A 25,076-nucleotide genomic window follows, 5' to 3' on the forward strand; every position below is an offset into this window, starting at 1 on the left:
GGCGGGTCGACCGTTTGTCGACCCGCCGGGGTCACCGCAGCGCCACCACGGCGTCGGTATCCCCGAGGTGGCGCAGCACGGTCTCCGGCGCCGGATCATGGCGCAGCAGCGTGTGCCGGACGAGGTCGGTGCCGGCGGCGAGATCGTCGAAGACCGCGATGTCCACGCTGACGGCGTGGGTGACGTAGCCGCCGGAGGCGTCCCGGCGCATGCTGCTGCCGCTCTGCCCGGCGTGGCCCAGTCCCCGCTCGCGCAGCGCCCGGTCGAGGTCGCGGGTCACCGTGGTGGCGTACCCGCGTGGATCGGGCCGTCCGCCGACCTCCAGATGCAGGCCCAGCCGGTAGCGGCGGGCCGCGCGCAGCGCGCTCGGGCCGAACCACCTGGCGACGAGGGAGCCCTGCGGCGCGCCGGTGACCGTTTCGAGGATCCAGCAGACCTCGGCGGGGTGCGCGGGTTCGGCGAGTCCGCGCAGGAGCACCGGATGCCCGACGCCGACGGCGGCGAGCGTCCGGCCGGTCTGCGCGGCCAGGCTCAGGTCACGGTCGGCGACGGCCCGGGCCGGCAGGCCGCCGAGGGCGTCCCGCGCCGGCGCGGGCACGGCGTCGGCGACGGTACGCCCGGCGGCGGCCAGCAGGTCACGCCAGGCGTCGAACGGGAACTCCGACCCCGGGCCGCGCAGGCTGTAGAGCGTGAAGTCGCCGCCCTGGTCCTCGTCCTGCTCGACGGTCCAGTTGCCGGCGTCGTCGCGCTGCCAGGTGACGCCTCTGTCACGCCCATCGCACCGGTACAGCCGGGAGCGGGCCGTCGGCCAGTAGCCGGCGTCGTCGGGACCGGTTCCGAAGGCGGCGGCCAGCAGCGGGGTGACCGCGTCGAGGTCGTCGTGCTCGCCGAGCAGCACGAACCGGCTGGCCAGCGCCAGCAGCGGGCCGGGATGCGGCAGGTCCGGATCCCGCAACGCGACGGCCCGGGCGATCAGGTCCAGTTCGTCCCAGCGCAGGGCGTGCGGGAAGGGGTGCGCGTCGTCGTCCCAGCCGAGCTGCAGCGGCTCGGTCACGCCGGGCGGGCACACCCCGAGGTTGAGCATGCCGAGATCGATGTCGATCTCCAGGACGAGGGTGTGACCGTCGCCGACGTCGGCGGTCAGCGTCCACCCGGGATGGTCCTCCCAGCGCTCGTCGTCGTCATCACCGTCGTCGCCCTCAGGACGCTCGTAGGCCGACCAGAACGACGGGTCTTTCAGCAGGTCACGCAGGTCCGCGGGGAGAGGCACGCCGGGCATCGTACCCAGCCACCCCGACGTTCCCCCCGGGGCCGGTGGGCGTCGCGGTCTGCCCCGGCGGCGGTGAAATGGGCGGCGGCGCTGATCTTCGCCGGTCATACTGGCGGGCATGAAGCTTGCCGAGGCCCTGGCGTTGCGCGCGGATGCGGCGCGCCGCGCCGAACAACTCCGTGCCCGCATCGTGGCCAGCGCCCGGTTCCAGGAGGGCGAGACACCGGCGGAGGACGCGGCGGCGCTGCTGACCGAGGCCGGCGGGGTGCTCGGTGAGCTGGAGACGCTGATCCGGCGGATCAACCGCACCAACGCCGCCACCGTGGTCGACGGCGGCACGCTCACCGATGCCCTGGCCCGCCGTGACGTGCTCCGGCTGCGGCACAGCCTGGTCACCTCCGCGGCCAACGCCGCCGCCGGTGAGGGTCAGCGGGGGTTCCGACAGCTACGCTCGGAGCTGAGGATGATCCCGGCGCTGCCGGTGGCGCAACTGCGTGGCCAGGCCGACGACCTCGCCCGGCAGATCCGCGAGGTCGACACGCTGATCCAACGGGCCAACTGGGAGGTCGACCTGCTGGACTGACGGATTGCGGAGCAGGTAGCCGACGTGGAGGCGTGCACCGACCCGAGAGCCGGCGGTATCCCGGCTCACTCCTGGCGCGCCGGGGGCAGGCGCGGGGGTTCGATTCCCCGGTCATACACCGCATGCCCAGCACAGCACACAGGTGACGGCGCACAGGGCACGGCACACCACCGGGTGCAGATCCACGACGGCGAGGGTGGGACAGGGGACCTCCGCAACCCGCTCACCGGTCGTCGGCGGCCGGGTCGACCACCCGTACGCCGGGCCAGCGTGCCGCCGGGCGGTGGCGGGCGAGTCGACGTCGGGACACCTCGCGGCCGGCCCGGGTCGGGTTGTGCCGCCACACCCCGTCGAGCAGGTCGTCCAGGCCGTACGGCGCGCAGACCGCGACCCGGTCGTCGGCGTGCAGGCGTACCGCCACGGCGGTGGCGTACTCGGGCCAGGTGGCGACCGCCTCGGCGATCGTCCGCAGCGGGGCCACCGGGTCGCCGCCGAACGTCGCCGGGTACCAGGTGTGCACAGCGGCCTGGTTCTTCGCCTCCCACGGCGGCTGCGGCCAGGCCGTCGCCAGTCGCGCGGTGGCCCGGTCGTCGTTGGCCCGGGTCAGGTCCGTCGGGTCGAGGAAGACGACGTCGACGTCCCGTACCGCCGACGGGTCGAAGCCGTGGCCGTACCGTCGGCCCCAGACCAGGTCCCGCACGACCCCCGCCCCGATCCACGCGTCCGGCAGGCCGGTGTCCCGGACCACCCCCAGGGCCCGCATCAACCATCCGTCGCCCCGGACCAGGTCCCGTAGTTCGTCCTCGCGCACCCGACCAGCCTAGGAGCAGCGCGTGGACGGGGACGGTGGGTGGTCAGGGCCGCACCGGGAGGAAATCGGCATCGCCCCCGGTCAGGGGCAGGCCGGCGGTGGCGGCGATCCGCCGGACCGCCTCCTGAAGCGGGGTCGTCTCGGGCAGGACCACCTCGTCGTCGTACCCGAGCAGGTCACGCGGGGCGTACCAGCCCCGCATGTCGTCCGCGGTGAACTCCGTGGCCTGCGGACGCGTCGCGTGTCGTCGCAGGGTCTCGGGCAACGACACGTCGAGATAGACGAACACCGTCCGGCCACGGTGGCCGTCGCGCAGCGCGGTGAGCATCCGCCGGTACCGGGCGGTGTACAGGATGCCTTCGAGGATCACGTGGTAGCCGTGGTCGAGGGCCAGCCGGACCGTCTGCCCGATGAGGGTGGGCGCGAGGCCACCGGGTCGGTCCCGTTCCCGCAACACGACCCGGCGCAGGTAGTCCTGCTCGACCAGGGCGCAGCCGCGACCGTGCCGCAGCCGCAACTGCCGGGCGATGCTGCTCTTGCCCGCCCCCGAGTTCCCCCGGACGACGATCAGGATCGTCCGGTCGCTGCCGGTCGGGATCGCCTCGTCCATCGCGGTGGCCCTCCCCAGGTGTCGGCCGGTCCGGCCACCGGTGCCGCGTCGAGCGACGGGCCCGGCGGGACTCTGCGACGATGCCCTGGCCACGCGGACGGTACGGCGGAAGGGGGCGGCGCGGATGGTCGCGGACATCCTGGTCGGTGGCGCGGTCGCGGTGGCGGTCTCGTGGGTGGCGTTGCTGGTCGGTCTGCTGATCGTACGACCGCAGGGCCCGTTGCTGGCCGAGGCGCTGCGTATCCTGCCTGACCTGGTGCGGATGCTGCGGCGGCTGGCCGGTGACACCACCCTGCCGCGCGGCGTCCGGGTGCGCCTGGGCCTGCTGCTGGCGTACCTGGTCATCCCGATCGACCTGGTCCCGGACTTCGTCCCGGTCCTCGGGTACGCCGACGACGCGATCCTCGTCGTCGCGGTGCTGCGCTCGGTGGTCCGCAGGGCGGGTGTCGGGGCGCTGCGCCGGCACTGGCCGGGCACACCGGACGGTTTCGCCGCGCTGTGCCGGCTGACGGGCGTCCGCTACGCCGGCAGCGACCACGGCCCGGGCGACGCCGGCCCCGGATGACGGGCGCGGTCGTGCACCGGACGCCGGGGCGTGGAGAATCGATTCCGGCGTCCTCACCTGCGGAGACGATCGGGCCGAACCCCCACTGACACCCGTCAATGTTGCCAGAGCGACGCCAGACGTGTTGGAATGGCTCATATCGCCGCAGCACGGGGGCAACCGTGCTGAGCACGGCCAGCACGGGAGCACCGCGGTACGGGTGGCGCGCCACCCTGGCGGACGTCCGCACGTCACCGCGCCGGGCCATCGTCCTGACGACGGGCATCCCGCAGGCAGGCACCCGCGCCTGCCACACGCACCCCTGGCACGCGTCCCCGACGACCGGCGCGTTCGACGCCCCGGGCCACGGTCGGTCCGCCAGCACCAGAACCGGCGACGAGGTGAGAAGCGATGAGTTCCCCAGAGAGTTCCGCGTGGTACCGGCACCGCCTGGTGTGGGTGGCGGTGGTCCTGCTGGTGGTGTCGGTCGGCACGGTCGTGCTAACCAACCGGAGCAGCACGAGGGCGGAGCCGGCGGATCTGCCGGCGCAGATCGTGGCCCGGATGCGTACCACGCTCGAACGGGCGGACCCGGCCCAGCACCAGCACGCCGGGCACGACGCCCAGCAGGGTGCCGGCGCGGAGAAGCCGCCGGTGATCTGCGGGGTCCGCGTCTACGGCTTCGAGCCGGCCGGGGCCACCACGTTCGCCGACGTCCGGACGGTCTACGGCTTCCACCTGTGCGGGATCGCCGAGCAGAAGCGCCCCTGGGACGTGGCGGTCAAGCTGGCCGGCCCGCTGATCATGGACATGTCCACCGATCCTCCGGGCATCAAGGTCGTCGAGGCGACGGCGGAGGTCAGGTTCGTCGACCGGCTCCGGGAGATGTTCCCGCCCGCGTACGCGACGATGGCGCAACAGGAGTCGCTCGGCGCGACCGAGATGGCCGACCTGCGCCGCCGCTACGACGCCGCCGCCAAGCTGTGACGCGCCGGGCGTCGTAGCGGCCGTTGTCGGCCGCCGGACCCGGCACCCGATCCGCGGTGATGCCGTGTCCCCGGTCCGCCGTGCCCGTCGTCGATCCGGTGATCTCGGACAGCTCGACCACATCCGACAGCTCGATCCAATCCGACTAAACATCGATCAACGTTGATATTTTGCGTCATTGGTGCCACAGTGGATTCGGGAGCATTCGTCTCCCGATGTCTCGTACCGACGAATGGAGGATGAACAGTGCGCTCACACCAGTCCGACCAATCCGGTGGACGTCCCCGGTCAACCGTCCGCCGGTCCCTCCAGGCGCTCGTCCTGATGTTCGCCATGGTGGTCGGTACGCTGCCCATGACGAGCCCCGCCCAGGCGCACGGGACGATCATCAACCCGGCGACCCGGGCGTACCAGTGCTGGCAGACCTGGGGCAGCCAGCACACCAACCCGGCCATGCAGCAGCAGGACCCGATGTGCTGGCAGGCGTGGCAGGCCAACCCGGACACCATGTGGAACTGGATGAGCGCGTTGCGCGACGGCCTGGCCGGCCAGTACCAGCCCAGCACCCCGGACGGGCAGCTGTGCAGCAACGCCCTGTCCCGGAACAACTCGCTGAACAAGGCCGGGGCGTGGAAGGCGACCACCGTCAACCGCAACCTGACCGTCCAGATGTACGACCAGGCCAGCCACGGTGCTGACTTCTTCCGGGTCTACGTCACCAAGCAGGGGTTCAACCCGGCCACCCAGACGGTCGGGTGGGGCAACCTGGACCTGATCACCACGACCGGGCGGTACGCGCCGGCACAGAACATCTCGTTCAACGTCTCGATCCCGTCGTCGCGCTCCGGAAGCCACGTCCTGTTCTTCATCTGGAAGGCGTCGCACGCGGACCAGACCTACATGTGGTGCAGCGACATCAAGATCGCCTGATCGACGACGCGCCACTCATCCGGCCCAGGGCTTCCCGCCCTGGGCCGGAGTCCGTTGCCGGGCCGGGCCTCGACCGCCCGCCTGTCACTCAGCCGGCCCGGGGGGCGTCCCGTCGGCGTTCGTAGTCGGCGACGGTCGGGACGACGGGGAGCACGAGCAGCAGGGCGAGGTACGCCACGGCGAGCAGCCCACCGGTGACCAGGGTCAGCAGCAGCACGACGGTGCGCACCCAGTCGACGCGGAACCCGCCGTACGCCGCGAGGCCGAGACAGACGCCGCCGAACCACCCGCCCTCGCTGATCCGGCACCAGAACCGGCCGCGTACCGCTCCCCCGACCTCGGACGGCACGGGGTGCGCCGGCCGCACCGGCCCGAGTTCGGACAGGATCGCGGTCATCCGGGCACCGGTCACCGGGTCGCCGCCCGGATCCAGCCGGTCGCCGACGGCGGCCTCCAGGTCACGCACGATCTCGTCGGCGTCCGGGTCGCCGCGCAGCGCACGTCGGGCGTCGTCGAGATACCCCCGCAGGGCGTCGTACGCCTCGCGGGTGGCGGGATAGGCCGCGGTGTGCCCGGTGAGGCGGATGGCGGTGGGATCGTCCATGGTCATCGTCCAACCGAATCGATCATGCGGGTCAGGTCGTCCCAGTGCTCCCGGAACGCGGCGAGCCGCTGCCTGCCGGCGTCAGTGAGCAGGACGTACTTGCGGGGCGGTCCGGACGGCGACTCCCGCCACTCGTGGTGCACCAGCCCGTCCCGCCGGAGCTTGCTCAGCAGGGGATACAGCGTGCCCTCCTGAGCGGGGAAGTTCACCTCCCGCAACGCGGCGAGGATCTCCGCCGCGTACCGCTGGCGGGACTCGACGGCGGCGAGCACGAGCGGTTCGAGCAGGCCGCGCCGCAACGCGACGAGCATCGGGTCGGCCTGCATGCCACTACCTTGCCACAACAAGGTACCTGCTCGCATCCGGAGCTCCTCCGGACCGGTTTCCCCGGGCACCGGTCGTTCGGCTGCTCCGGGGGTCAGAGCGACTGGAGCATGGCGAGGGTCTGCCGGAGTTCGTCCCGCAGCGCCCGCCCGGCCGCCTCCGCGTCCCCCGCCGCGACGGCGTCCACCAGAGCGGCATGCCCCTCGTCGCCGTGGTTCGGGTCCGCGGAACGCAGGCTGAGCAGTTCCACCATGTCGAGCAGCCGCCGCTGCAGCACCGGCACGAACTCGGTGAACAGGCTGCTGAGCACCGGGTTGTGCGCCGCGGCGACCACCGCCACGTGCAGCGCGATGTCGGCCGCGACGAATGCGGCGTCGTCGGCGTGCGCGGCGTGCCGACGCCCGGCCAGGGCTCCGCGCAGGGCGGTGACGTCGTCGTCGGTCCGCCGCCGCGCGGCCAACTGCGCGGCTTCGACCTCGACGACCATCCGCACCTCGTAGACGTCGGTGATCGCCGCCTGGCGCAGCCGGGTGGACCAGTCCTGGCGGGGGCTGGTCGCGATGACGAAGACGCCCGATCCCTGCCGCGCCTGCACCAGCCCCGCTCCCGCGAGCGCCCGCAGTGCCTCCCGGACGGTCGACCGTCCCACACCGAGGGACTCGGCCAGGGCGACCTCACCGGGGAGCTTCGTCCCCACGGCCCAGGCGCCACCGGTGATCTGCTCGCGCAGACGGTCGGTGGCCTGCTCGACCAACGGGGACGGCCGCAAGGCACCTAGCGACATGTCAGATTCATCCTTCCGAGCAGGCGGACAAGTTGTCTGAGGAGCTGAGCGGTTGTTAGAGTACTCCGCATGCTGCCGCACGGGCTTCTTCTCCTCGGCTGCCGCTGCGGGGCCTGACACGACCGGCACCCCGTAGCGGGTTCCCGGGTTGCGCCGGTCACCGGACGGCTGACCGAAAGAAGTTCCGCATGTTAGCTTGCTGCCCACCCGCCGGCGTCGCGTGCCGCGGCGACGACTCCACCCGCCGACTCGCCGGCTGGAACACCTCCACCCTCGCCGCACCGGCGACGGCGGTCGCCGTCGACCGGGGGGTGTCCTCGTGACCGCGCCGCCGGTGCTGCGCGTGACGGACGCGGCGGTCGTCCGCGACGGCAAGCCGATCCTGTACGAGGTGTCGCTGACGGTACGGGCCGGCGAGCACTGGGCGCTGCTCGGCGCCAACGGGGCGGGCAAGAGCACCCTGCTCAGCCTGCTCGGGGCGGTCACCCATCCCACCCGGGGCACCGTCGAGGTGCTGGGCCACCGGCTGGGGCGGGTCGACCTGCGGGAGCTGCGCTCCTACGTCGGCCACGTCAATCCGCGGCACGATCCACGTTCGCCCCTGACCGTGCAGGACGTCGTGCTGACGGGCCTGACCAACACCAACGAACGCGTTCCCCGCTGGGAGCCGACGCCGGACCAGGTCGCCGAGGCCGACCGGCTGATCGGCCTGCTCGGCCTCAGCGAGCGGCACGGGGCGCGGTGGCCGACCCTGTCGCAGGGGGAACGGGGCCGGGCGCTCATCGCCCGCGCGCTGATGCCCAGGCCACGGCTCCTGCTGCTCGACGAGCCCGCGACCGGCCTCGACGTCGCCGGCCGGGAACAGCTCATCGAACGACTCGACACGCTACAGCACACCCACCCGGAACTCGCGTCCGTCCTGGTCACCCACCACCTGGAGGAGCTTCCCCCCGGGACGACCCACGTCATGCTGCTGCGGGACGGTTGCTGCCTGGCGGCGGGCCCCGCCGACGAGGTCCTCACCAGCGACCAGGTCAGCAAGTGCTTCGACCATCCCATCCGCATCACCCGCACGGACGGACGGTGGAGCGTGCGGGCGAGCCGCCCGGCCAGAGGATGAGGTGGGCTGCGGTCGCGGTGGTACGCCCACCGGCGTGCGCCACCGCGACCGTAGCCTCAGGCCAGTGACTCCCCGGCCTTCTCGACGGCGGCCCGGGCCTGGTCCCAGTCCCCGTCGAAGTGGTCCGCCAGAGCGTGGAGCCACCGCTCGACGCCGAAGCCGACACAGCTGGTGGAGACCGGGCCGCCGTCGGCCAGCGCGATGGAGCACCGTTCACCGAAGAACTTGTGGTGGGTGTTGACGGAGGCGATCGCCAGGCCCTGATAGACGTACTCGTGCTTGACCGGCACGAGCTGCTGGAAGGTGACGCGGTGGTCGGACTGGTCGTAGAAGGGGTCGGCGGCCGCGCGGCGGTGCAGGGGCAGACCGATCTCACCGGCCAGCGTGGTCAGGAACCGCGCCGAATGATCGAGGTGGGCCGCAGCCTGTTCGGGGGTGCCCAGGGCCACGACCTCGCGCATCCGGAACGCCCTGAGGCGGCGGAGCCCGTCGAAGTGGTCCTCGTTGCGGAAGCACTGTCCCAGCAGGGTCACCAGCCTTCCGTCCCCGGGCACCTGTCGGTCCCGGTAGTGGAGGTAGACGCCATAGCAGGCGCTGGACGGCAGCGCGAGCCCCGCCGCACGCAGCGAGCCGGGGTCGAACGCCCCCGAGTCGGCCTCGCGGGCGAGCCGGTCGGCCCCCGCCGCGGCGACGTCCAGGGCCGAGGAGACGAGAGCGAGGTGCGGAAAGTTCCGGTAGACGTCGAGCACGGCGAGGTCGCTGACCGGCAGCAACGGCGGAACGGTCAGCGCGACGGCGCCGGACTCCCCGGCCCACCGGGCCCAGAGGCGGTCCAGCGCCTCGGCGAGCCGGGTCGGCTCCTCGTCCAGCACGGCGAGGCCCCCCGACACCCGGATCCCTGTCGTGACGCTCATCAGCAGCTCCTCACGTGAATTCCGCACCTGACCGGAGACCGGTCGACGGCACCGCGACGGCGGGTGGTCACCGGTCCCGCTGCGGTCCCTGACGGCAGCGGCGGGTGGTCTCGCGCGGTGGATGGCCGGCGTTCGCCCCTGAGGGGTAGGGGACCCGCTGCCTTCATGACACTCGATAAGGTAACACCTCAGAGGACCTGAGCACCTGAGTGAATCAGGAGCTCATCGAGAGATAGGAACGGACTTTTAGATGAAAAAAGGGCAACTCGGCTTCCTGACCGGCACCCATGCGGTCAACGACCTGTACCAGGGGGCGATCCCCGCGATGCTGCCGTTCCTGATGGCCGAGCGTCACTACAGCTACGCCGCCGTCTCCGGCCTGGCGTTCGCGGCGAGCGGGGTCTCCAGCCTGCTGCAACCGCTGTTCGGCATCCTCTCCGACCGCAGGCCGCGCACCTGGCTGGTGCCGACGGGGTTCGTCACCGCCGCCCTGGGGGTGGTCGCCGCCGGCCTGGCCGGGAACTACGTCGCCACCTGGCTCTGTGTCGCGCTGGCAGGGATCGGCATCGCCGCCTACCACCCGGCGGCAACGAGTCAGGCCCGCGCCGCCGGCGGCTCCTCGCAGCGGGCCATGAGCGTCTTCTCCGTCGGTGGGACGATCGGCGGCGCCGCCGCACCGTCGCTGGTCACCGTCGTGATCGGGTCGGCGGGATTCGCCGCGGGTTACCTGCTGGCGATCCCCGCCCTGACCATGGCGTTGCTCTGGGTCCTCAAGGGCCCGTGGATGCGGTGGCGGGGCCTGCGGGAGACGCCTGCGTCCGCGGCCGGCGCGTCGGCGCGGTCCGCGGCCGGCACCGCACGGACCGACGACTGGCCGTCCTTCGGCCGCCTGGCGGCGGTCGTCATCGGATGGTCGATCCCCTTCGTCACCGTCACCTCGCTGGTGTCCCTGCACGCGCAGCGCGATCTCGGCCGGTCCGAGGCGGCGGGGGCGGTGGTGCTCACCGCCTTCACCGCCGCCGGGGCGGCGGGGACCCTGCTGGGCGGCTGGGTCGGCGACCGGTACGGCCGGATGACCTCGGTCCGCGTCGGCTACCTGGTGGCACTTCCCGCGCTGGCCGGCGTGGCCTGGGCTCCGTCGTTCCCGGTCCTGGTGCTCAGCGCCACCGTGTTCGGCGCGGCCATGTTCCTCCCGTTCGCCGCCCAGGTCACGCTCGCCCAGGACTACCTGCCCCACCGCCCCGGCACGGCGAGCGGACTGACCCTGGGGCTGGCCATGGCAGCGGGCGGCCTGTGCTCCCCCGCGTTCGGGTGGCTGGCCGACGCCAGCGGCCTGCGCGCCACCTTCTTCACCCTGCTTCTCGTGTTCACCGTCCCCGTCGTGCTGGCGCTCCGTCTCCCCGACCGCGTCCTCGACTCAGCCGAGACGCCCCGTCCGGACCCGGTAGGGGCAGCGAATATCAGCGGAGCAAATATCGGCGGCGGACAGTAGATATTGCTGCCGGTCCACGAAAGTTGGTCATCGTCCTAACATTCGGAAGCCGCCCATAGTATGAGATGGGCATTGAGAGTAATCACAGCGTTACGTACCGTCTGGTCTGGCCCAGAATTCACTTCATCCACGCCATGCGTAGCGCGGTTCCACACGGACCGACGCTGTCGGATCCGTATGTCGAGAAGGAGATCTTCGATGAAGACCGACAGAACGGGAACCAGAATCCCCAGAACGGGTGGATCGCACCGCCGCGGCGTTCGGCGGGTGGTGGACAGAAGCCCTTCATCCGGGTTGTCACCAACCATTACAGCGGGCTCGGTCCGCCACCCACCCCGGCCACGCACCCGGTTCGGACGCCCCGGCGTCGACGACATCCGCCCGACCTATCCGGTCTGAACTGGGGATTCTGCGGAACCACACCGGCCCAGAGCGGTCGCGCCAGACCGGGTCGGGACCGCCGGTGCCACCGCGAACCTGCGGAGACCGGGTCGGTCACCCGCGCGCCGAGAGAATGCCGTAGACCAATTCCCCTCCCGACCGCAGCGGCACGCACACATCATTCTGTTCGCCGGGCGGCCCGGCACCGGAAGTGCGGAGCGGAAACTCCGGGGATGCTCCCGGAGAAACGCCGTCCACCCACCCGGCACCCGCCGAGACGGACTTCTCCCCCACGATTCCGCTACCCAGGCACACCCTGATGGACGGGAGGGGTTTCGACTCGTTTCCACCACGGGCCCGAGGCGCCTGGCCGGATTCCCGAACCCCAGGCGCCGCACCCCCGCGCGCCGGAAAGGAATCAACAGTTGGACACGAACAACCACACGGAGGAGAAATTCTCCGTCGCGCTGGAATCCATCCAGAGTAAGCGTCGGATCGAAAGGGTTCAGGAAGCGGCGAACGCCCTGCTCGACCGCTACGCGACGCAGGAGGGCCCCGAAGAGCGGCTGAGGCTCACCTTCGAACTCGTACGCCGGAACTTCGCCCCGGACGTGGTCGCCGTCTTCGGGAGTCTGGCGCTCGGCATCGCCGACGGGGGCCGGACCGGGACACCCGCGCCGTCCGGGGATCCACGGCAGGTGGTCTTCCACTGCGACATCCACGGCTCGCAGGGCAGGAGCGGTTCGCTCACCGCGTCCTACACCGAACCCGGCCCGCTGGGACTGACCACCACCGAATGGCTGGCGGCGATGCGGCTGCTGGCCGGCATCACCGGGCTCGGCGTCGGCGGGCGGGCGACATGCCGACAGTGACCGGCACGTCCTCTCCGGCCGGTCTCCTCGCCCAGCCGTACTGGTACCGGCACCTGCCGGCGGGCACCGACGTCCACCACCTGGACGAGGGGCTGTTCGCGGTGACCGGCAACGCGGCCGTTCAGGAGGCGCTCGTCCACCCCTCGGTCGTGGCCGAACACCCGCTCAAGGCCAGCGCTCGGGCCTTCGGTCCCAACGTGCTCGACGCCGACGGGCCCAGCCACCGGGCATTCCGCGCCCTCCTCGCACCGATCCTGTCCGCCGGGCGGATCGCGGAGTACCGGACGTCGCTGATGCCCGGACTCATCCGGGAACTCGTCGACAGCATCGTCGGCGTCGAGACCGACGACTTCTACAACTCCTTCGCCCACCGGGTGCCGTACGGGATCGTCTGCACGATCCTCGGGATCGACGTCGCCCTGGTGGACCGGTTCCACGAGCTGACCCGTCCGCTGGCACGGCTGCTGGACTACCCCACCCGGGAGACCGACGAGACCCACGCCAACGTCGCCGAGCTGCTGCGGCTGATCGAGGAGCAGCGAGCGGCGGGAACCAGCGGCGAGCAGTCCCTGCTGGAGACGATCGAGCGGACCCGGGACCGCAAGGGCATCTCGCTGACCGACGACGAGGTGCGCTCGACGGCACTGCTGTTCTTCCTGGCCGGCACCGAGACCAGCAGCGCGTTCATCACGTCGCTCGTGTACTGCCTGGGGCGTGGCCTCTTCGGGCTGGACGAGCTGCGCGACGACGCGGTCCGCGACGACTACCTCGAGGAGGTCCTCAGGCTCTACCCGCCCGTGCAGACGATCGTCAGGTTCGCCGGTGACGACCTGACCATCCAGGGGGTGCGAGTGCCGCGGCACTCGGCGGTGCTGGCCTCGATCGCCGGCGCCAACCGGGATCCGCGGGTCTTCGACCACCCCGACCGGTTCCAGACCGGCAGACCCATGCGGGGTTCGCTCCCCTTCGCGGTGGGAGCGCACGCCTGCCCGGGGGCCATGCTCGCGAAGACGGAGTTCTCCCTGCTCGTCGCGGAGATCGTCGAGCGCTGCTCGGACGTGGTCATCACCCGCGACCGCCTCGGCATGGAGAGCCAGTCGTTCTCGCACCCCACCGACTTCTCCATCGAGTTCAGGACGAGACAGGGAAAGAGGTCATAGTGGAAAGCAAGCTCGCCTCGCTGCGCAGGTGGCTCGACGGTCTGCACGAGGAGCCGTTCGACATCCAGGACGACACCGACCTGATCCAGTCGGGGGCGGTGACCAGCCTCCAGTTCGTCCAGATGGTGATCGAGATCGAGCGTCTGCACGGGCGCAAGCTCGACCCGGGTGTGATCACCATCGAGTCGATGCGCACCCTCAAGGCCATCGACACGGCCGTCTTCCAGGCTGCCTGATGGCAGCGGAACCCACCCGGGCGGTAGTGGTCTCGGGCACGTCGTCCGGGATCGGCGCAGCCGTGGCGGCGGAGTTCCTGCGCCGGGGTTACACCGTCGTCGGGCTGTCCCGACGCGGCAACCCCGGGCTCGCGGAGCCCAGCGGCTACCTCGACCGGGTCGCCGACCTGCGTGACCCCGACGCCGTGCGGGCCGCGCTCCGCTCCGTCGCCGACGTCACCGCGCACGGGGTCAGGGCCGTGGTCCTCAACGCCGGAGTCGCACCGGACCCGGTCGATCTGATCAAGACAGAATGGCAGGTGGTGGCCGACACCTACGAGACCAACATCCGCACGGCACTGAACCTCGTCCAGGAAACGGCACCGTTGCTCGCCCGCGGCGGCGGTGGCTCCCTGACGTTCGTCGGGGCGAGCCTGGCGAACGGCTACCAGCCGGACCGCTGGGCCTACGCGGCCAGCAAGGCCGCGCTGACCACCCTGATGCGGGCGTGCTCCGTCGAGTTCGCCGACGACGGCATCGTGGCGAACGAGGTCCGTCCCGGCCCGGTGGCGACCGCCATGACGATGACCGGGCTGGACGCCGAGGTGAACGAACAGATCCTCCGCGCCGTCAACGCGGGATTCGGCACGGACTGGCTCAAGTCCGCGCGCACCGTGGCGCAGTGGATCGTCGCCCTCGCCGAGTTCCCGTCCAACGGACCCACCGGTCAGGTCTTCAACTACAGCCGCAAGGTGCTGTAACCCACCCGAAAGGCAGGCAGCCATGTCGCACCACCCTGCTTCCGAGCAGCTCCTCGACCTGTTCAACTGGGCCTCTCCCGGCATGCTGGTCACCGATGCGAACGGCGCCGTGGTGCTGGCCAACAAGGCCGCCACCGAACTGCTGAGGAACGACGCCGCAGCCGGTACCGTGGTCGCCACCGCACTGGGCGTGCCCGACTACGCCGCGCTCCTGGCGGCCGGGACGCCGGTGGAGAACCGGGAGGCCACCTTCGCGAACCCCGACTTCGCCTCCGGTTACGCCAACCTCGGCTTCGGTCAGGTCGACGGCCGGACCTACGGCTTCTGGGCCCTGCGGCCGGTCACCACCCATCCGACGCCCTCCCCCGCTCCGGCGGAAGGGTCCTCCACCGCCCAGGCGTGGATCGACCAGGTGAACCGGTCCCGCGAGTCGTACGTGCCGGTCGACGCGGAGGCCGTCCCGTTCCTCCAGGCGTACTACGACAACTGCCCGGTCGCCATCCACCTGATCGAGGAGGACGGCACGGTCGCCTACGCCAACTGGAAGGACATCGCGATCGTCGGGGCGAGCGCGCAACCCGACGCCTACGTCGGCCACCACATCCGCCGCATCTATGCCGACCAGGACGTCGTCGACGACTTCCTCGGCCGCTGGGGCGAGGACGCCCCGATCATCGACTTCCGGGCGGACTTCCTCAACGGCGGGAAGCGGGTCCCGGTGGTGATCTTCTCCACGGCCAAGGTCGAGGACGACAAGCTGAAGAACACCCGCTGCTTCGTCTTCCCCGACAGCCACCCGCACCTCAAGCGGGACAGGGTCACGGTGCTGGACCTCGACTTCTGAGTCGACGCCGCACGTCACGGCGGTGCGCACCGGGACGCCGGGCCCCGGCGGGCGACCCCCGCCGGGGCCCGGTCACGCCCACCGACCCCCTCGTACGCCGTCCCGTACCCGGGGAACACGGCCCGCGCCCCTGCCCGCCACGGCGGTCGGCCACCGGCCCACCACCTGCTGTGTCCGGACGTGATCCGCGCCGGGTACCCACACCGGACCCCGAGCGCGGTCTGGACGTCCGCTGCCCTCGTGAAGGAGACCGACCGTGTCTGAAACGCCCGCGCCGCGATCCGGGGTGGACACCCACTGCCCGTACTGTTCCCTGCAGTGCGGCACCCGGCTGCACGGTGATTCCCCCGCCCGGGTCACGGTGCGGCCGACCGGCTTCCCGGTCAACCAGGGTCGGCTCTGCCAGAAGGGCTGGACCGCGGCCGAGGTCCTGCGGGCCACCGACCGGCTGTCCCGGCCGCTCGTCCGCGGTGCGGACGGCCGGCTCCGGGAAGCCTCCTGGGACACCGCGCTGGACGCCGTAGCGGCGGGCGTGCGTCGGATCCACGCCCGACACGGCCGGGACGCCGTGGCGGTCTTCGGCGGCGGTGGCCTGACCAACGAGAAGGCGTACCTGCTGGGCAAGTTCGCCCGCGTCGCCCTGCGCACCAGCCACATCGACTACAACGGCCGGTTCTGCATGTCGTCCGCGGCGGCGGCCGGCAACGCGGCGTTCGGGCTGGACCGGGGGCTGCCCTTCCCCGTCACCGATCTGCGCACCGCGCGGACCGTGCTGCTGGCAGGGGCGAACGTCGCCGAGACCATGCCGCCGTTGCTCCAGCACCTCGACCGGGCCGAACTGATCGTCATGGACCCCCGACGCACCGCCACGGCACAGCGCGCGGCGCTGCACCTGCAACCCGCACCGGGCACCGACCTCGCGCTGGCGCTCGGCCTGCTGCACGTCGCCCTCGTGGAGGGACTGGTCGACCGGGCCTACGTCCGCGAACGCACGCGCGGCTTCGACCCGGCGGCGCAGCGGGCGACGGCGTGGTGGCCGGAGCGGGTCGAGGAGGTCACCGGGGTCCCGGCGGGCGCACAGCGTCGCGCGGTCCGGATGCTCGCCCGCGCCGGCGGGACGTACCTGCTCACCGGTCGGGGGGTCGAGCAGCACAGCACGGGCACCGACACCGTCTCCGGGTTCATCAACCTGGCGCTCGCCCTCGGTCTGCCGGGCCGGGCGGGCAGCGGCTACGGGTGCCTGACCGGGCAGGGCAACGGCCAGGGCGGCCGGGAGCACGGGCAGAAGGCCGACCAGTTGCCCGGCTACCGGTCCATCACGGACCCCGCGGCGCGCGCCCACGTCGCCCGGGTGTGGGGCGTGACGCCCGACGACCTGCCCGGCCCCGGCCGCAGCGCCTACGAACTCCTGGACGCGCTGGGCACCGAACAGGGCCCCCGGGGGCTGTTCGTCTTCGGCTCGAACCCCGCGGTCTCCGCACCACACGCAGCGCACGTGACCGGGCGGCTCGCCTCCCTCGACCTCCTGGTCGTGGCGGACTTCGTCCCCTCGGAGACGGCCCGACTGGCCGACGTGGTCCTGCCGGTGACCCAGTGGGCCGAGGAGGAGGGCACCCTGACCAACCTCGAAGGGCGGTTGCTGCGCCGTCGACGCCTGCTCTCCCCTCCCGCGCAGGCCCGCAGCGACCTCCGGGTGCTGCGCGACCTCGCCGTACGTCTGGGCGAGCCGGCGGGCCGCTACCCGGACGATCCGCGGGAGGTGTTCGAGGAACTGCGGGTCGCCTCCCGTGGCGGCCCGGCCGACTACTCGGGCATCTCCTACCAGCGGCTGGACGCCGGGGAGGCCCTGCACTGGCCGTGCCCGGACACGTCGGACGCCCACCCGGGCACCCCACGGCTCTTCCTCGACCGGTTCGCGCACCCCGACGGCCGGGCCCGGTTCGTGGCGGTGGACCACCGGGGGCCGGCAGAGGAGACCAGTGCCGCCTACCCCTTCTACGCCACGACGGGCAGGGTTCTCTCGCACTACCAGTCGGGTGCGCAGACCCGCCGGGTCCGGGAACTCACCGAGGCGGTTCCCGAGCCGTTCCTGCAGATCCATCCCGACAGCGCGGCGCGGTGCGGGCTGGTCGAGCATGGTCTCGCCGTGGTCAGCTCCGCGCGCGGCAGCATGACGGCCCGGGTCAGGCTGGACCCGACGATGCGCCCGGACACCGTGTTCGTGCCCTTCCACTTTCCCGGCGACGGGCGGGCGAACCGGTTCACCCATCCGGCCCTGGACCCCCGCAGCGGCATGCCCGAGTTCAAGGTGTGCGCCGTACGGATCACCCCTCGGAAGGAGTGACAGGATGAGCGACGTCGTCGTGGTCGGTGCCGGACCGTCGGCCCACCGGCTCGTGGAGCGCCTGCGCCACCACGGTTTCGTGGGAACCCTCACCCTGCTGGGGAGCACACCGGACGGTCGGCCTCCGTCGCCGTTCGGTGCCCGGGACACCGAGGACGCCGACGGGACGGGCCCGCCGTCCCCGTTCACGGTCCGGGGCCGGGTCGCCGGGGTGCGCCGCATCGATCGGGTCCGCCGCCGGGTGCTGGCGTACGCCGCCGGGACGGAAACTGCGTACCCGTACGACGTTCTGGTCCTCGCCACGCCCGCCCGACCGCTGATCCCCGACGTCGCGGGCCTGGTCGGCGTCGACGGAGGTCCGGCGGAGGGCGTCGTCGCACCGGGTCCGGCCGCCACCGTGGCCGGGGCCACCGGGGACACCGTGGTCGTCCTCGGCGACGGTCCGTCCGCGGTGGAGACCGCGAGCGCCCTGACCGCCCGGGGCACCGCCACCACCCTGGTCTGCACCACCCCCCACCCGCTCCACGGACAGCTGGGCGCAACCTGCAGCGCCATGCTCGCCGAGGAGCTGGAACGGGCCGGGATCACGGTGGTCGGTGGGGCGACCGTGGTGGGCCGCTCGGCGGGCCGGCTCCGGTTGGCCGACGGGACCACCCTGCGTGCCGACCCGCTCGTCCTCGCCGCCGGCACCACCCCCGACACCGCGCTCGCCCGACGGGCCCGGCTGGACGTCCACACCGGGATCGTGGTCGACGACCGGCTGCGGACCAGCGACCCGCTGATCCACGCCTTCGGGGACGGCACCGAACACGACGGCCACGTCGTGGACAACCCCGTCGACACCTGGGAGCAGGCCGAGGTCCTGGCCGAGATCCTCACCGGCCGCACCGCCCGTTACCTGCCCCGCCCGCGGGCACTGCGCCTGCGTACCGACCTGGTGGACGTGGCCACGATCGGCTCCCCCGCCGAGCTGCGCCGGCCCGGCACCCGTCTGGTCGGCCTCACCGACCGGCCGCGCCGACGCTATGCGCGGCTGGCCCTGCGTGACGGGCACGTCGTCGCCGCCGTGCTGCTCGGCCTGCCGCAGGCCATCGCCACGATCGGGTTCCTGCACCGACGCGGACAGCCCCTTCCCTCGGACCGGCTCGGTCTGCTGCTGGGCCTGCCGCCCCGACCGGCCTCGGACGGTGCCCCGGCGGACGAGGACGGGCCGGTCTGTCTCTGCAACGACGTCCGGGAGCGGACGCTGTTGCGGGCGTGGCGGGCGGGTTCCCGCACGGTGGCGGCGCTCGCCGAGGCGACCCGGGCGACCACCGGGTGCGGCGGCTGCGGCCGGGCCGTGGCGGAACTCTGCGGCGTCTGGGAGCGGGCGTCATGACGCGGACGCTCGTCGTCGTCGGGCACGGCATGGTCGGTCACCGGCTCGTCGAACGACTCGGGGTTCTCGACGGTGGGCGGCGCTGGCGAGTCGTCGTCCTGGCCGAGGAGCACCACCCCGCCTACGACCGGGTGAGCCTCTCGTCCTACCTGGACGGCAAGAGCAGGAGTGACCTCACCCTCCCGGGGGTCGACTTCCGCAACGACCCCCGGATGGACCTCCTGCTGGGCTGCCCCGCCGTCGCGGTGGACCGGGCCGCCCGTGCGGTGTCGACGGGCCGGGGCGACCGGATCGGCTACGACGCCCTGGTGCTGGCCACCGGGTCCCGCCCGTTCGTCCCTCCGGTTCCCGGCCACGACCTGCCCGGCTGCTTCGTGTACCGCACCTTCGACGACCTCGACGCCCTGCGCGCCGCGGCACGCCCCGGCCGCGCCGGTGTCGTCGTCGGGGGCGGGCTGCTCGGGCTGGAGGCGGCGAACGCCCTGCGGCTGCTCGGCATGCGCCCGCACGTCGTGGAGACCGCCCCGCACCTGATGCCGGCGCAACTCGACCCGGGTGCCGCCGGGGTCCTCCACCGCCACGTCACCGGGCTCGGCCTGCGGGTGCACTGTGCCACCGCCACCACGTCGATCGACGCCGGGGCCGACGGCACGGTCGCCAGCGTCACGCTGTCGGACGGAACAGTGCTGGATGCGGCGCTGGTGGTCTTCGCGGCGGGTGTCCGGCCACGGGACGAGCTGGCCGAGGCCATGGGCCTCGAACGCGGCGGACGCGGCGGCATCCTCGTCGACGGCCTCTGTCGTACCGGTGACGAGCGGGTCTGGGCCGTCGGTGACTGCGCGGCCGTGCGCGGACGCTGCTACGGCCTGGCCGCCCCCGGTTACCGGATGGCCGACAGTGTGGCCCGCCAGCTGACCGGAGAGCACCCCGAGCCGTTCGACGACGCCGGCACCGCGACCACCCTCAAGCTTCTCGGTGTGCGGGTCGCCGCCTTCGGCGCCACGGGCACCGACGGCGGTGCCGTGGTGGAGGTCGTCTTCGCGGAGGGGGCCGACCGCTACGCCAAGGTGCTGCTGAGCCCGGACGGCGGCCACCTGCTGGGCGGAATCCTCGCCGGCGACACCGGCTCCTGTGCGGCGGTCCGGTCCTTCGTCGGCCGCCCGCCACCCGCCGACCTGGAGCAACTGCTCCTGCCCTGAGTCCTCCCGCCAAGGAAAGGAACACCGCTGTGCAGACCATCGCCTTTCTCGGCCTCGGCACCATGGGCAGCCCGATGGCTGTCAACCTGTGCAAGGCAGGGTTCACCGTGTACGGCTGGAACCGCAGCGCCGGAAAGGCGGAGCCGCTGCTCGCGGCGGGCGGCCGGTCCGCGGCGTCGGTGCCCGACGCGGTCCGGGACGCCGACGTGGTGATCACCATGCTCCCGGACGCCCCCCAGGTCGAGGAGATCGCCTACGGCCCCGACGGTGTCCTGGCCCATGCCCGTCGGGGGAGCCTGCTGATCGACATGTCCACCATCGCCCCGCACAGCTCGATCACGCTGGCCCGCGTCGCCGCCGAGCACGGCATCCGTGTCCTGGACGCTCCGGTGGCCGGCGGTGAGGCCGGAGCGGTCGACGGCATCCTGTCGATCATGGTTGGTGGGGACACCGGCGACGTCGAGGAGGCGCGGCCCGTCTTCGAGGCCCTCGGCAGGACCGTCACGCACTGCGGAACCCACGGTCTCGGCCAGACCGTGAAGGCCGCCAACCAGCTGGTCCTCGCGATCAACATGCAGGCGTGCGCGGAGGCCGTGGTCTTCCTCGAGAAGGCGGGTGTGGATCTCGAAGCCGCGCTCGACGTGCTCAGCGGTGGTCTCGCCGGCTCCAACGTGCTCACCCGTAAGAAGCCGAACTTCCTGCGGCGCGACTACACGCCCAGCTTCACCATGGGTCTGCACCACAAGGACATGGGCATCGTCGTCGACACCGCACGCGCCGTCGGCGTCGCCCTCCCCCTCGGGGGCATCGCCGCGCAGCTCGTGGCGTCGGCGGTGGCCCGGGGCGAGGCGGGCCTCGACCACTCGGCCCTGCTCCGGGGCGTCGAGCTGCTCAGCGGCTACGACCGTGGGTAGGGAACCGTCCCCCGACCCGTACCGGGAATCGCCGACCCGGGTTCGCCATGCGGCCGGGCGCGCTCGACCGAGACGTGGTGGCGACCGATCGGCAGCATCAGCGGCCGGCCGGAGACCGGGTCGACGATGACCAGGCTGTCCAGGCCGAAGACGGCCCGTACGCACTCCTCGGTCAGCACCTCGGTCGGCGGTCCGGCCGCGTGCAGGCCACCGTCGGCGAGCGCGATGAGGTGGCCCGCGTAGCGGGCCGCCATGTTCAGGTCGTGCAGCACCATCACGATGGTGGTGCCGCGCGTGGCGTTCAGGTCGGTGAGCAGGTCCAGCACCTCGACCTGGTGGCTGACGTCGAGGAAGGTGGTCGGCTCGTCGAGCAGCAGCAGGTCGGTCTGCTGGGCCAGCGCCATCGCGATCCACACCCGTTGGCGCTGGCCGCCGGAGAGTTCGTCGACCGACCGGTCGGCCAGGTCGGCGGTGTGGGTGGCGTCGAGGGCGGCGGCGACCGCGCGGTCGTCGTCCCGGCTCCAGCGGGACAGCAGCCGCTGGTGCGGGTTGCGGCCCCGGCCCACCAGGTCGGCCACGGTGATGCCCTCCGGCGCGACAGGTGACTGGGGCAGCAGGCCGAGGGTGCGGGCCAGTTCCTTGGCCGGCGTCCGGTGCACCTGGCGGCCGTCGAGCATGACGTGGCCGGTGCGCGGGGCGAGCAGCCGCGACATCGACCGCAGCAGCGTCGACTTCCCGCACGCGTTGGCGCCGACGATCGCGGTGATCCGGCCGGGCGGCACGAGCAGGTCGAGCGATTCGATGACGACGCGGTCGCCGTAGCCGACTGTCAGTTTGTCGGTCGTCAGTGCGTGGTCGGTGGTCACAACGATCCTCCGGCGCGGTTCGTGCGGACGAGCAGGTAGATGAGGTACGGGGCGCCGAGCACCCCGGTGATCACCCCCACCGGGAAGCGGATGTCGAAGGCGAACTGGCCGATGAAGTCGGCGACCAGCACCAGCAGCGCGCCGACGAGGGCGGACGGCAGCAGCGGCGAGCCGCCGGCCCCGACGAGCCGGGCGGCGATCGGCCCGGCCAGGAAGGCCACGAACGCGATCGGCCCGGTGGCCGAGGTGGCGAACGCGATCAGACCGACGGCCGCGACGATCGAGACCAGCCGGGTACGTTCCAGCCGGGTGCCCAGCGCCGCCGCGGTGTCGTCGCCGAGTTGCAGCATGGTCAGGCTGCGGGCCTGACTCAGCAGCACCGGACCGAACAGGGCCAGCGCGACCAGCACCGGCACCGTCTCGTCCCAGGTGGAGCCGTTGAGGCTGCCGTTGAGCCAGCGGGTCGCCGCCTGCAGGTCCCACTGGCCGGCCTGGTTGAGGATGTACGCGGTGGCGCTGTTGAGCATGGCGGCGATGCCGATGCCGATCAGCACCAGCCTGGTGCCGGCCACGCCATCTTTGAACGACAGCAGGTAGATGAGCACGGCGACGCCGAGCGCGGCGGCAATGGCGAAGACCGCGACGCCGGTCTCGTCCAGGCCGAGCACGATGATGGCGAAGGCCGCGGCGGCGCTCGCCGCCGAGCTGATGCCGATGATGTCGGGGCTGGCGAGCGGGTTGCGCATCATGGTCTGGAAGGTGACCCCGCCCATGCCGAAGCAGAGGCCGGTCGCCAGGGCCAGGACCGTGCGGGGCAGCCGGAGTTCACCCACGGTGAACGACGCGCCGGGCACGGTCTCGCCGAGGATCACCCGCAGCACGTCGCCGGCCGGGTAGAAGGTCCGCCCGACCATCAGCGAGACGACGACCATGGCGGCCACCGCCAGGGTGAGCGCGGCGAGCACGGCGCGGCGTCGGCGGTTGCGCCGGACCCGGCCGCGGGTGACGGCCTCCAGGGTCGTGGTGCTCACAGTTCGCGTACCTTCTGCCGGCGGACGATGTAGATGAAGAAGGGGGCGCCGATCAGAGCGGTGATGATGCCGGCCTCGATCTCGTCGGGGCGGTTCACCACCCGTCCGGCGACGTCCGCGACGGTCAGCAGCGCCGCGCCGACCAGGGTCACGAACGGCAGCAGCCAGCGGTGGTCGAGCCCGACGAGCAGTCGGCACAGGTGCGGCACGATCAGGCCGACGAAGGCGATCGGCCCGGCGACCGCGGTGGCCGCGCCGCAGAGCACCACCGCACCGGCGGCGGCGATCCCCCGCACCAGGGCGACGCGTTCGCCGAGGCCGGCGGCGAGGTCGTCGCCGAGCGCGAGGGAGTTCAGGGCCCGGGCACACAGCAGGCAGACGGCCAGCCCGGCGGCCAGGAACGGCAGGACCTGGCCGATGCTGTCCCAGCTGGCCCCGCCGACGCCGCCGACCTGCCAGGACTGGAAGTTCTCGGCGATGTCGCCGCGCGGCAGCACGACGGCGGCCACCAGCGACGCGAGGGCGGCGGAGGTGGCCGCCCCGGCCAGGGCGATCTTGAGCGGGGTCGCGCCGCCGCGACCGAGCGAGCCGACCGCGTAGACGAACAGCGCGGACACCGCCGCCCCGGCGATGGCGACCCAGATGTACGCGGTGGCGGTGTACAGGCCGACGGTGGCCAGGCCGACCGCGATGGCCAGCATCGCGCCCATGTTCACCCCGAGGATGCCCGGGTCGGCGAGCGGGTTGCGGGTGACGCCCTGCATCACCGCGCCGGACAGGGCCAGGGCCGCGCCGACCAGGGCGGCGAGCACCGTACGGGGCAGGCGTTTGACCACGGCCGCCTGGTCGAGGGTGTCCTGGGTGCCGCCGAGCGCGGCGGTGATGTCGGCCCAGCCGACGATCCGGGAGCCGAAGGCCACCGACGCGACCAGGGTCAGGGCCAGCACGCCGAGGACGACCAGGAGCCAGGTCAGCCGGGTCCGGGCCGAACGTCGCCGCAGGGCGACGTCCGGCCCGGAGGTGGTTGCACCGGTCATCAGAGCTTGTCGGCGGCTTTGCCGAGCAGGTCGACGTAGTCCTTGAGGACGTACGACACGCCGAGCGGCGTCGGGTTGGCGGCGGTCGCGACGGGGGTGCTGCCGGGCAGGGAGACGAACGAGCCGCGCCTGATCGCGGGGATCTTGGACAGCAGCGGGTCCTTCTGCAGGGTGGCCAGGGTGGTGCCGTCGGCGTCACCGTAGGTCACGATGATGTCCACGTCGCTGAGGTTCTGCACCTGCTCGGCGCTCTGGGTGAGGCTGAACTCCTTGGTCGTCGCGGAGGCCTTCGCGATGCTCTGCGGGTGCGTCATGCCGAGGTCGGTGAAGAACTGGGCCCGGGTGTCGTTCGTGGTGTAGAAGCTGATCTTGCTGAGGTCGGTCGGGTCGAGGTGGGTCAGGAACATCGCCGACCGGCCGGCCAGTTTCGGGTAGCGGGCGGCCTCGTCCTTCATCTGCTTCTCGATCTTCGCGATCAGCGCGTCGCCTTCGGCGGCCAGGCCGAGGGCCTTGCTCTCCAGCGTGATGCTGTCACGCCAGGACGTCGCCCAGGGTGCCTGCGGGTACGCGACGACCGGTGCGATCTTGCTCAGCGTGTCGTAGTCCTGCCTGGTCAGGCCGGAGTAGGCGGCCAGGATGACGTCCGGCCTGGTGTCCGCCACCGCCTCGAAGTCGATGCCGTCGGTCTCGTCGAACAGCACCGGGGTCGACGCGCCGAGTTCCTTGAGCCGCGCGGCGTCCCAGGGCAGCAGCCCGTCGCCGTCCTCGTCGCCGAAGTTGGCCTTGGCGTAGCCGACCGGGACGACGCCCAGGGCGAGGGGGACCTCGTGGTTGGCCCAGTTGACGGTGGCGACCCGCTCGGGCTTCTTCGCGATCGTGGTGGTGCCCAGCGCGTGGGTGACGGTCAGCGGGAAGGTCGCCGTCGCGGACCCGGACGCGGCGGGCTTCTCGTCGGCGCCGGAGGACCCGCCGCAGGCGGCGAGGGCGAGCGTGGTGGCGACCGCGACGATTCCGGTGAGCAGCCGGGTGGGACGCATACGGAGTACTCCAACTCACATAGTAAGGACAGGCTTACCTAAAACTTGATCGGTAAAGTACTCC

The 25,076-nt window shown here is 72.3% G+C and carries 27 protein-coding genes; 16 read left to right on the forward strand and 11 right to left on the reverse strand.

The window, feature by feature from the left end; genetic code table 11:
• Positions 1–31: 31 nt before the first annotated feature.
• A complete protein-coding gene (locus tag JQX11_RS20845) occupies positions 32–1,270 on the reverse strand; it encodes a hypothetical protein (RefSeq protein ID WP_204926641.1) in 1,239 nt (412 codons plus the stop codon).
• 118 nt (positions 1,271–1,388) lie between these two features.
• On the opposite strand from JQX11_RS20845, the gene JQX11_RS20850 reads away from it, so the two are divergent.
• On the forward strand, positions 1,389–1,853 hold the full coding sequence (locus JQX11_RS20850) for a DIP1984 family protein (RefSeq protein WP_204926642.1): 465 nt from the start codon (positions 1,389–1,391) through the stop codon (positions 1,851–1,853).
• A 223-nt stretch (positions 1,854–2,076) separates the two neighbouring features.
• Here the strand turns inward: JQX11_RS20850 and JQX11_RS20855 are convergent, their stop codons facing one another.
• Positions 2,077–2,664, reverse strand: coding sequence for a nucleotidyltransferase family protein (locus tag JQX11_RS20855; protein ID WP_204926643.1), 588 nt, complete (start codon positions 2,662–2,664; stop codon positions 2,077–2,079).
• A 43-nt stretch (positions 2,665–2,707) separates the two neighbouring features.
• Positions 2,708–3,274, reverse strand: coding sequence for a kinase (locus tag JQX11_RS20860; RefSeq protein WP_204926644.1), 567 nt, complete (start codon positions 3,272–3,274; stop codon positions 2,708–2,710).
• Positions 3,275–3,398: 124 nt separating this feature from the next.
• Between JQX11_RS20860 and JQX11_RS20865 the strand changes: the two genes are divergently transcribed.
• The 3 genes from JQX11_RS20865 to JQX11_RS20875 all read left to right on the forward strand — a co-directional run bounded on the left by JQX11_RS20865 (position 3,399) and on the right by JQX11_RS20875 (position 5,735).
• Positions 3,399–3,839, forward strand: a complete 441-nt coding sequence (locus tag JQX11_RS20865; RefSeq protein ID WP_204926645.1) for a YkvA family protein — start codon at positions 3,399–3,401, stop codon at positions 3,837–3,839.
• Between the two features lie 390 nt (positions 3,840–4,229).
• Positions 4,230–4,805, forward strand: coding sequence for a hypothetical protein (locus JQX11_RS20870; protein ID WP_204926646.1), 576 nt, complete (start codon positions 4,230–4,232; stop codon positions 4,803–4,805).
• Between the two features lie 354 nt (positions 4,806–5,159).
• Positions 5,160–5,735, forward strand: coding sequence for a lytic polysaccharide monooxygenase (locus tag JQX11_RS20875; RefSeq protein WP_232378257.1), 576 nt, complete (start codon positions 5,160–5,162; stop codon positions 5,733–5,735).
• Positions 5,736–5,823: 88 nt separating this feature from the next.
• On the opposite strand, the gene JQX11_RS20880 is transcribed toward JQX11_RS20875, so the two are convergent.
• The 3 genes from JQX11_RS20880 to JQX11_RS20890 all read right to left on the reverse strand — a co-directional run bounded on the left by JQX11_RS20880 (position 5,824) and on the right by JQX11_RS20890 (position 7,447).
• Complete coding sequence (locus tag JQX11_RS20880) at positions 5,824–6,345, reverse strand: PspC domain-containing protein (RefSeq protein ID WP_204926648.1); 522 nt, start codon at positions 6,343–6,345, stop codon at positions 5,824–5,826.
• On the reverse strand, positions 6,342–6,665 hold the full coding sequence (locus JQX11_RS20885) for a PadR family transcriptional regulator (protein WP_204926649.1): 324 nt from the start codon (positions 6,663–6,665) through the stop codon (positions 6,342–6,344). Before JQX11_RS20885 ends, JQX11_RS20880 begins: the two co-directional genes overlap by 4 nt.
• Before the next feature lie 92 nt (positions 6,666–6,757).
• Entirely contained in the window at positions 6,758–7,447 is a 690-nt protein-coding gene (locus JQX11_RS20890; protein ID WP_204926650.1) for a FadR/GntR family transcriptional regulator, read from the reverse strand.
• Positions 7,448–7,635: 188 nt separating this feature from the next.
• Here JQX11_RS20890 and JQX11_RS33155 point away from each other — a divergent pair, with 188 nt between their 5' ends.
• Positions 7,636–7,770 (forward strand): hypothetical protein, encoded by a 135-nt coding sequence (locus JQX11_RS33155; RefSeq protein ID WP_269756914.1) that lies wholly within the window; start codon positions 7,636–7,638, stop codon positions 7,768–7,770.
• A complete protein-coding gene (locus JQX11_RS20895) occupies positions 7,767–8,567 on the forward strand; it encodes an ABC transporter ATP-binding protein (protein WP_307826280.1) in 801 nt (266 codons plus the stop codon). The genes JQX11_RS33155 and JQX11_RS20895 overlap by 4 nt, the downstream gene beginning before the upstream one ends.
• 56 nt (positions 8,568–8,623) lie before the next feature.
• Here JQX11_RS20895 and JQX11_RS20900 read toward each other — a convergent pair whose 3' ends face one another.
• Positions 8,624–9,481, reverse strand: a complete 858-nt coding sequence (locus tag JQX11_RS20900; protein WP_204926651.1) for a class-II aminoacyl-tRNA synthetase family protein — start codon at positions 9,479–9,481, stop codon at positions 8,624–8,626.
• 250 nt (positions 9,482–9,731) lie between these two features.
• Here JQX11_RS20900 and JQX11_RS20905 point away from each other — a divergent pair, with 250 nt between their 5' ends.
• From JQX11_RS20905 to JQX11_RS20950, 10 genes are all read left to right on the forward strand, one after another.
• Positions 9,732–10,973, forward strand: coding sequence for an MFS transporter (locus tag JQX11_RS20905; protein WP_204926652.1), 1,242 nt, complete (start codon positions 9,732–9,734; stop codon positions 10,971–10,973).
• An 806-nt stretch (positions 10,974–11,779) separates the two neighbouring features.
• Positions 11,780–12,226 (forward strand): hypothetical protein, encoded by a 447-nt coding sequence (locus tag JQX11_RS20910; RefSeq protein WP_204926653.1) that lies wholly within the window; start codon positions 11,780–11,782, stop codon positions 12,224–12,226.
• A complete protein-coding gene (locus tag JQX11_RS20915; protein ID WP_204926654.1) occupies positions 12,223–13,386 on the forward strand; it encodes a cytochrome P450 in 1,164 nt (387 codons plus the stop codon). The genes JQX11_RS20910 and JQX11_RS20915 overlap by 4 nt, the downstream gene beginning before the upstream one ends.
• Positions 13,386–13,622 (forward strand): phosphopantetheine-binding protein, encoded by a 237-nt coding sequence (locus tag JQX11_RS20920; RefSeq protein ID WP_204926655.1) that lies wholly within the window; start codon positions 13,386–13,388, stop codon positions 13,620–13,622. Before JQX11_RS20915 ends, JQX11_RS20920 begins: the two co-directional genes overlap by 1 nt.
• Positions 13,622–14,362, forward strand: a complete 741-nt coding sequence (locus JQX11_RS20925) for an SDR family NAD(P)-dependent oxidoreductase (protein WP_204926656.1) — start codon at positions 13,622–13,624, stop codon at positions 14,360–14,362. Before JQX11_RS20920 ends, JQX11_RS20925 begins: the two co-directional genes overlap by 1 nt.
• Positions 14,363–14,384: 22 nt before the next feature.
• Positions 14,385–15,206: a PAS domain-containing protein gene (locus tag JQX11_RS20930; RefSeq protein ID WP_204926657.1), complete on the forward strand. Its 822-nt coding sequence runs from the start codon at positions 14,385–14,387 to the stop codon at positions 15,204–15,206.
• A gap of 256 nt (positions 15,207–15,462) precedes the next feature.
• The gene (locus tag JQX11_RS20935) at positions 15,463–17,550 is read left to right on the forward strand and encodes a molybdopterin oxidoreductase family protein (protein WP_204926658.1); all 2,088 of its coding nucleotides are present in this window, start codon (positions 15,463–15,465) and stop codon (positions 17,548–17,550) included.
• Positions 17,551–17,554: 4 nt separating this feature from the next.
• The gene (locus JQX11_RS20940) at positions 17,555–18,928 is read left to right on the forward strand and encodes an FAD-dependent oxidoreductase (RefSeq protein ID WP_204926659.1); all 1,374 of its coding nucleotides are present in this window, start codon (positions 17,555–17,557) and stop codon (positions 18,926–18,928) included.
• A complete protein-coding gene (locus JQX11_RS20945) occupies positions 18,925–20,127 on the forward strand; it encodes an NAD(P)/FAD-dependent oxidoreductase (protein WP_204926660.1) in 1,203 nt (400 codons plus the stop codon). Before JQX11_RS20940 ends, JQX11_RS20945 begins: the two co-directional genes overlap by 4 nt.
• A 29-nt stretch (positions 20,128–20,156) precedes the next feature.
• On the forward strand, positions 20,157–21,041 hold the full coding sequence (locus JQX11_RS20950; RefSeq protein ID WP_204926661.1) for a 2-hydroxy-3-oxopropionate reductase: 885 nt from the start codon (positions 20,157–20,159) through the stop codon (positions 21,039–21,041).
• On the opposite strand, the gene JQX11_RS20955 is transcribed toward JQX11_RS20950, so the two are convergent.
• The 4 genes from JQX11_RS20955 to JQX11_RS20970 are packed head-to-tail and all read right to left on the reverse strand — an operon-like array spanning position 21,026 to position 25,012.
• Positions 21,026–21,907: an ABC transporter ATP-binding protein gene (locus JQX11_RS20955; RefSeq protein ID WP_204926662.1), complete on the reverse strand. Its 882-nt coding sequence runs from the start codon at positions 21,905–21,907 to the stop codon at positions 21,026–21,028. The genes JQX11_RS20950 and JQX11_RS20955 overlap by 16 nt on opposite strands.
• Positions 21,904–22,938, reverse strand: a complete 1,035-nt coding sequence (locus JQX11_RS20960; RefSeq protein WP_204926663.1) for a FecCD family ABC transporter permease — start codon at positions 22,936–22,938, stop codon at positions 21,904–21,906. Before JQX11_RS20960 ends, JQX11_RS20955 begins: the two co-directional genes overlap by 4 nt.
• Positions 22,935–23,975, reverse strand: coding sequence for a FecCD family ABC transporter permease (locus JQX11_RS20965; RefSeq protein ID WP_204926664.1), 1,041 nt, complete (start codon positions 23,973–23,975; stop codon positions 22,935–22,937). The genes JQX11_RS20960 and JQX11_RS20965 overlap by 4 nt, the downstream gene beginning before the upstream one ends.
• Complete coding sequence (locus JQX11_RS20970; protein WP_204926665.1) at positions 23,975–25,012, reverse strand: iron-siderophore ABC transporter substrate-binding protein; 1,038 nt, start codon at positions 25,010–25,012, stop codon at positions 23,975–23,977. The genes JQX11_RS20965 and JQX11_RS20970 overlap by 1 nt, the downstream gene beginning before the upstream one ends.
• Between the last annotated feature and the right edge of the window lie 64 nt (positions 25,013–25,076).

This window comes from Micromonospora humida, from assembly GCF_016901255.1.
In the GTDB taxonomy this organism is placed as follows: Bacteria; Actinomycetota; Actinomycetes; order Mycobacteriales; family Micromonosporaceae; genus Micromonospora; species Micromonospora wenchangensis.

Coding starts and splice junctions, on each gene's coding strand:
- JQX11_RS20850 (WP_204926642.1), top strand. CDS start 1,389: ATGAAGCTTGCCGAGGCCCTGGCGTTGCGCGCGGATGCGGCGCGCCGC.
- JQX11_RS20860 (WP_204926644.1), bottom strand. CDS start 3,274: ATGGACGAGGCGATCCCGACCGGCAGCGACCGGACGATCCTGATCGTC.
- JQX11_RS20865 (WP_204926645.1), top strand. CDS start 3,399: ATGGTCGCGGACATCCTGGTCGGTGGCGCGGTCGCGGTGGCGGTCTCG.
- JQX11_RS20870 (WP_204926646.1), top strand. CDS start 4,230: ATGAGTTCCCCAGAGAGTTCCGCGTGGTACCGGCACCGCCTGGTGTGG.
- JQX11_RS20875 (WP_232378257.1), top strand. CDS start 5,160: ATGACGAGCCCCGCCCAGGCGCACGGGACGATCATCAACCCGGCGACC.
- JQX11_RS20880 (WP_204926648.1), bottom strand. CDS start 6,345: ATGACCATGGACGATCCCACCGCCATCCGCCTCACCGGGCACACCGCG.
- JQX11_RS20885 (WP_204926649.1), bottom strand. CDS start 6,665: ATGCAGGCCGACCCGATGCTCGTCGCGTTGCGGCGCGGCCTGCTCGAA.
- JQX11_RS20890 (WP_204926650.1), bottom strand. CDS start 7,447: ATGTCGCTAGGTGCCTTGCGGCCGTCCCCGTTGGTCGAGCAGGCCACC.
- JQX11_RS33155 (WP_269756914.1), top strand. CDS start 7,636: ATGTTAGCTTGCTGCCCACCCGCCGGCGTCGCGTGCCGCGGCGACGAC.
- JQX11_RS20900 (WP_204926651.1), bottom strand. CDS start 9,481: ATGAGCGTCACGACAGGGATCCGGGTGTCGGGGGGCCTCGCCGTGCTG.
- JQX11_RS20905 (WP_204926652.1), top strand. CDS start 9,732: ATGAAAAAAGGGCAACTCGGCTTCCTGACCGGCACCCATGCGGTCAAC.
- JQX11_RS20925 (WP_204926656.1), top strand. CDS start 13,622: ATGGCAGCGGAACCCACCCGGGCGGTAGTGGTCTCGGGCACGTCGTCC.
- JQX11_RS20930 (WP_204926657.1), top strand. CDS start 14,385: ATGTCGCACCACCCTGCTTCCGAGCAGCTCCTCGACCTGTTCAACTGG.
- JQX11_RS20940 (WP_204926659.1), top strand. CDS start 17,555: ATGAGCGACGTCGTCGTGGTCGGTGCCGGACCGTCGGCCCACCGGCTC.
- JQX11_RS20945 (WP_204926660.1), top strand. CDS start 18,925: ATGACGCGGACGCTCGTCGTCGTCGGGCACGGCATGGTCGGTCACCGG.
- JQX11_RS20965 (WP_204926664.1), bottom strand. CDS start 23,975: ATGACCGGTGCAACCACCTCCGGGCCGGACGTCGCCCTGCGGCGACGT.
- JQX11_RS20970 (WP_204926665.1), bottom strand. CDS start 25,012: ATGCGTCCCACCCGGCTGCTCACCGGAATCGTCGCGGTCGCCACCACG.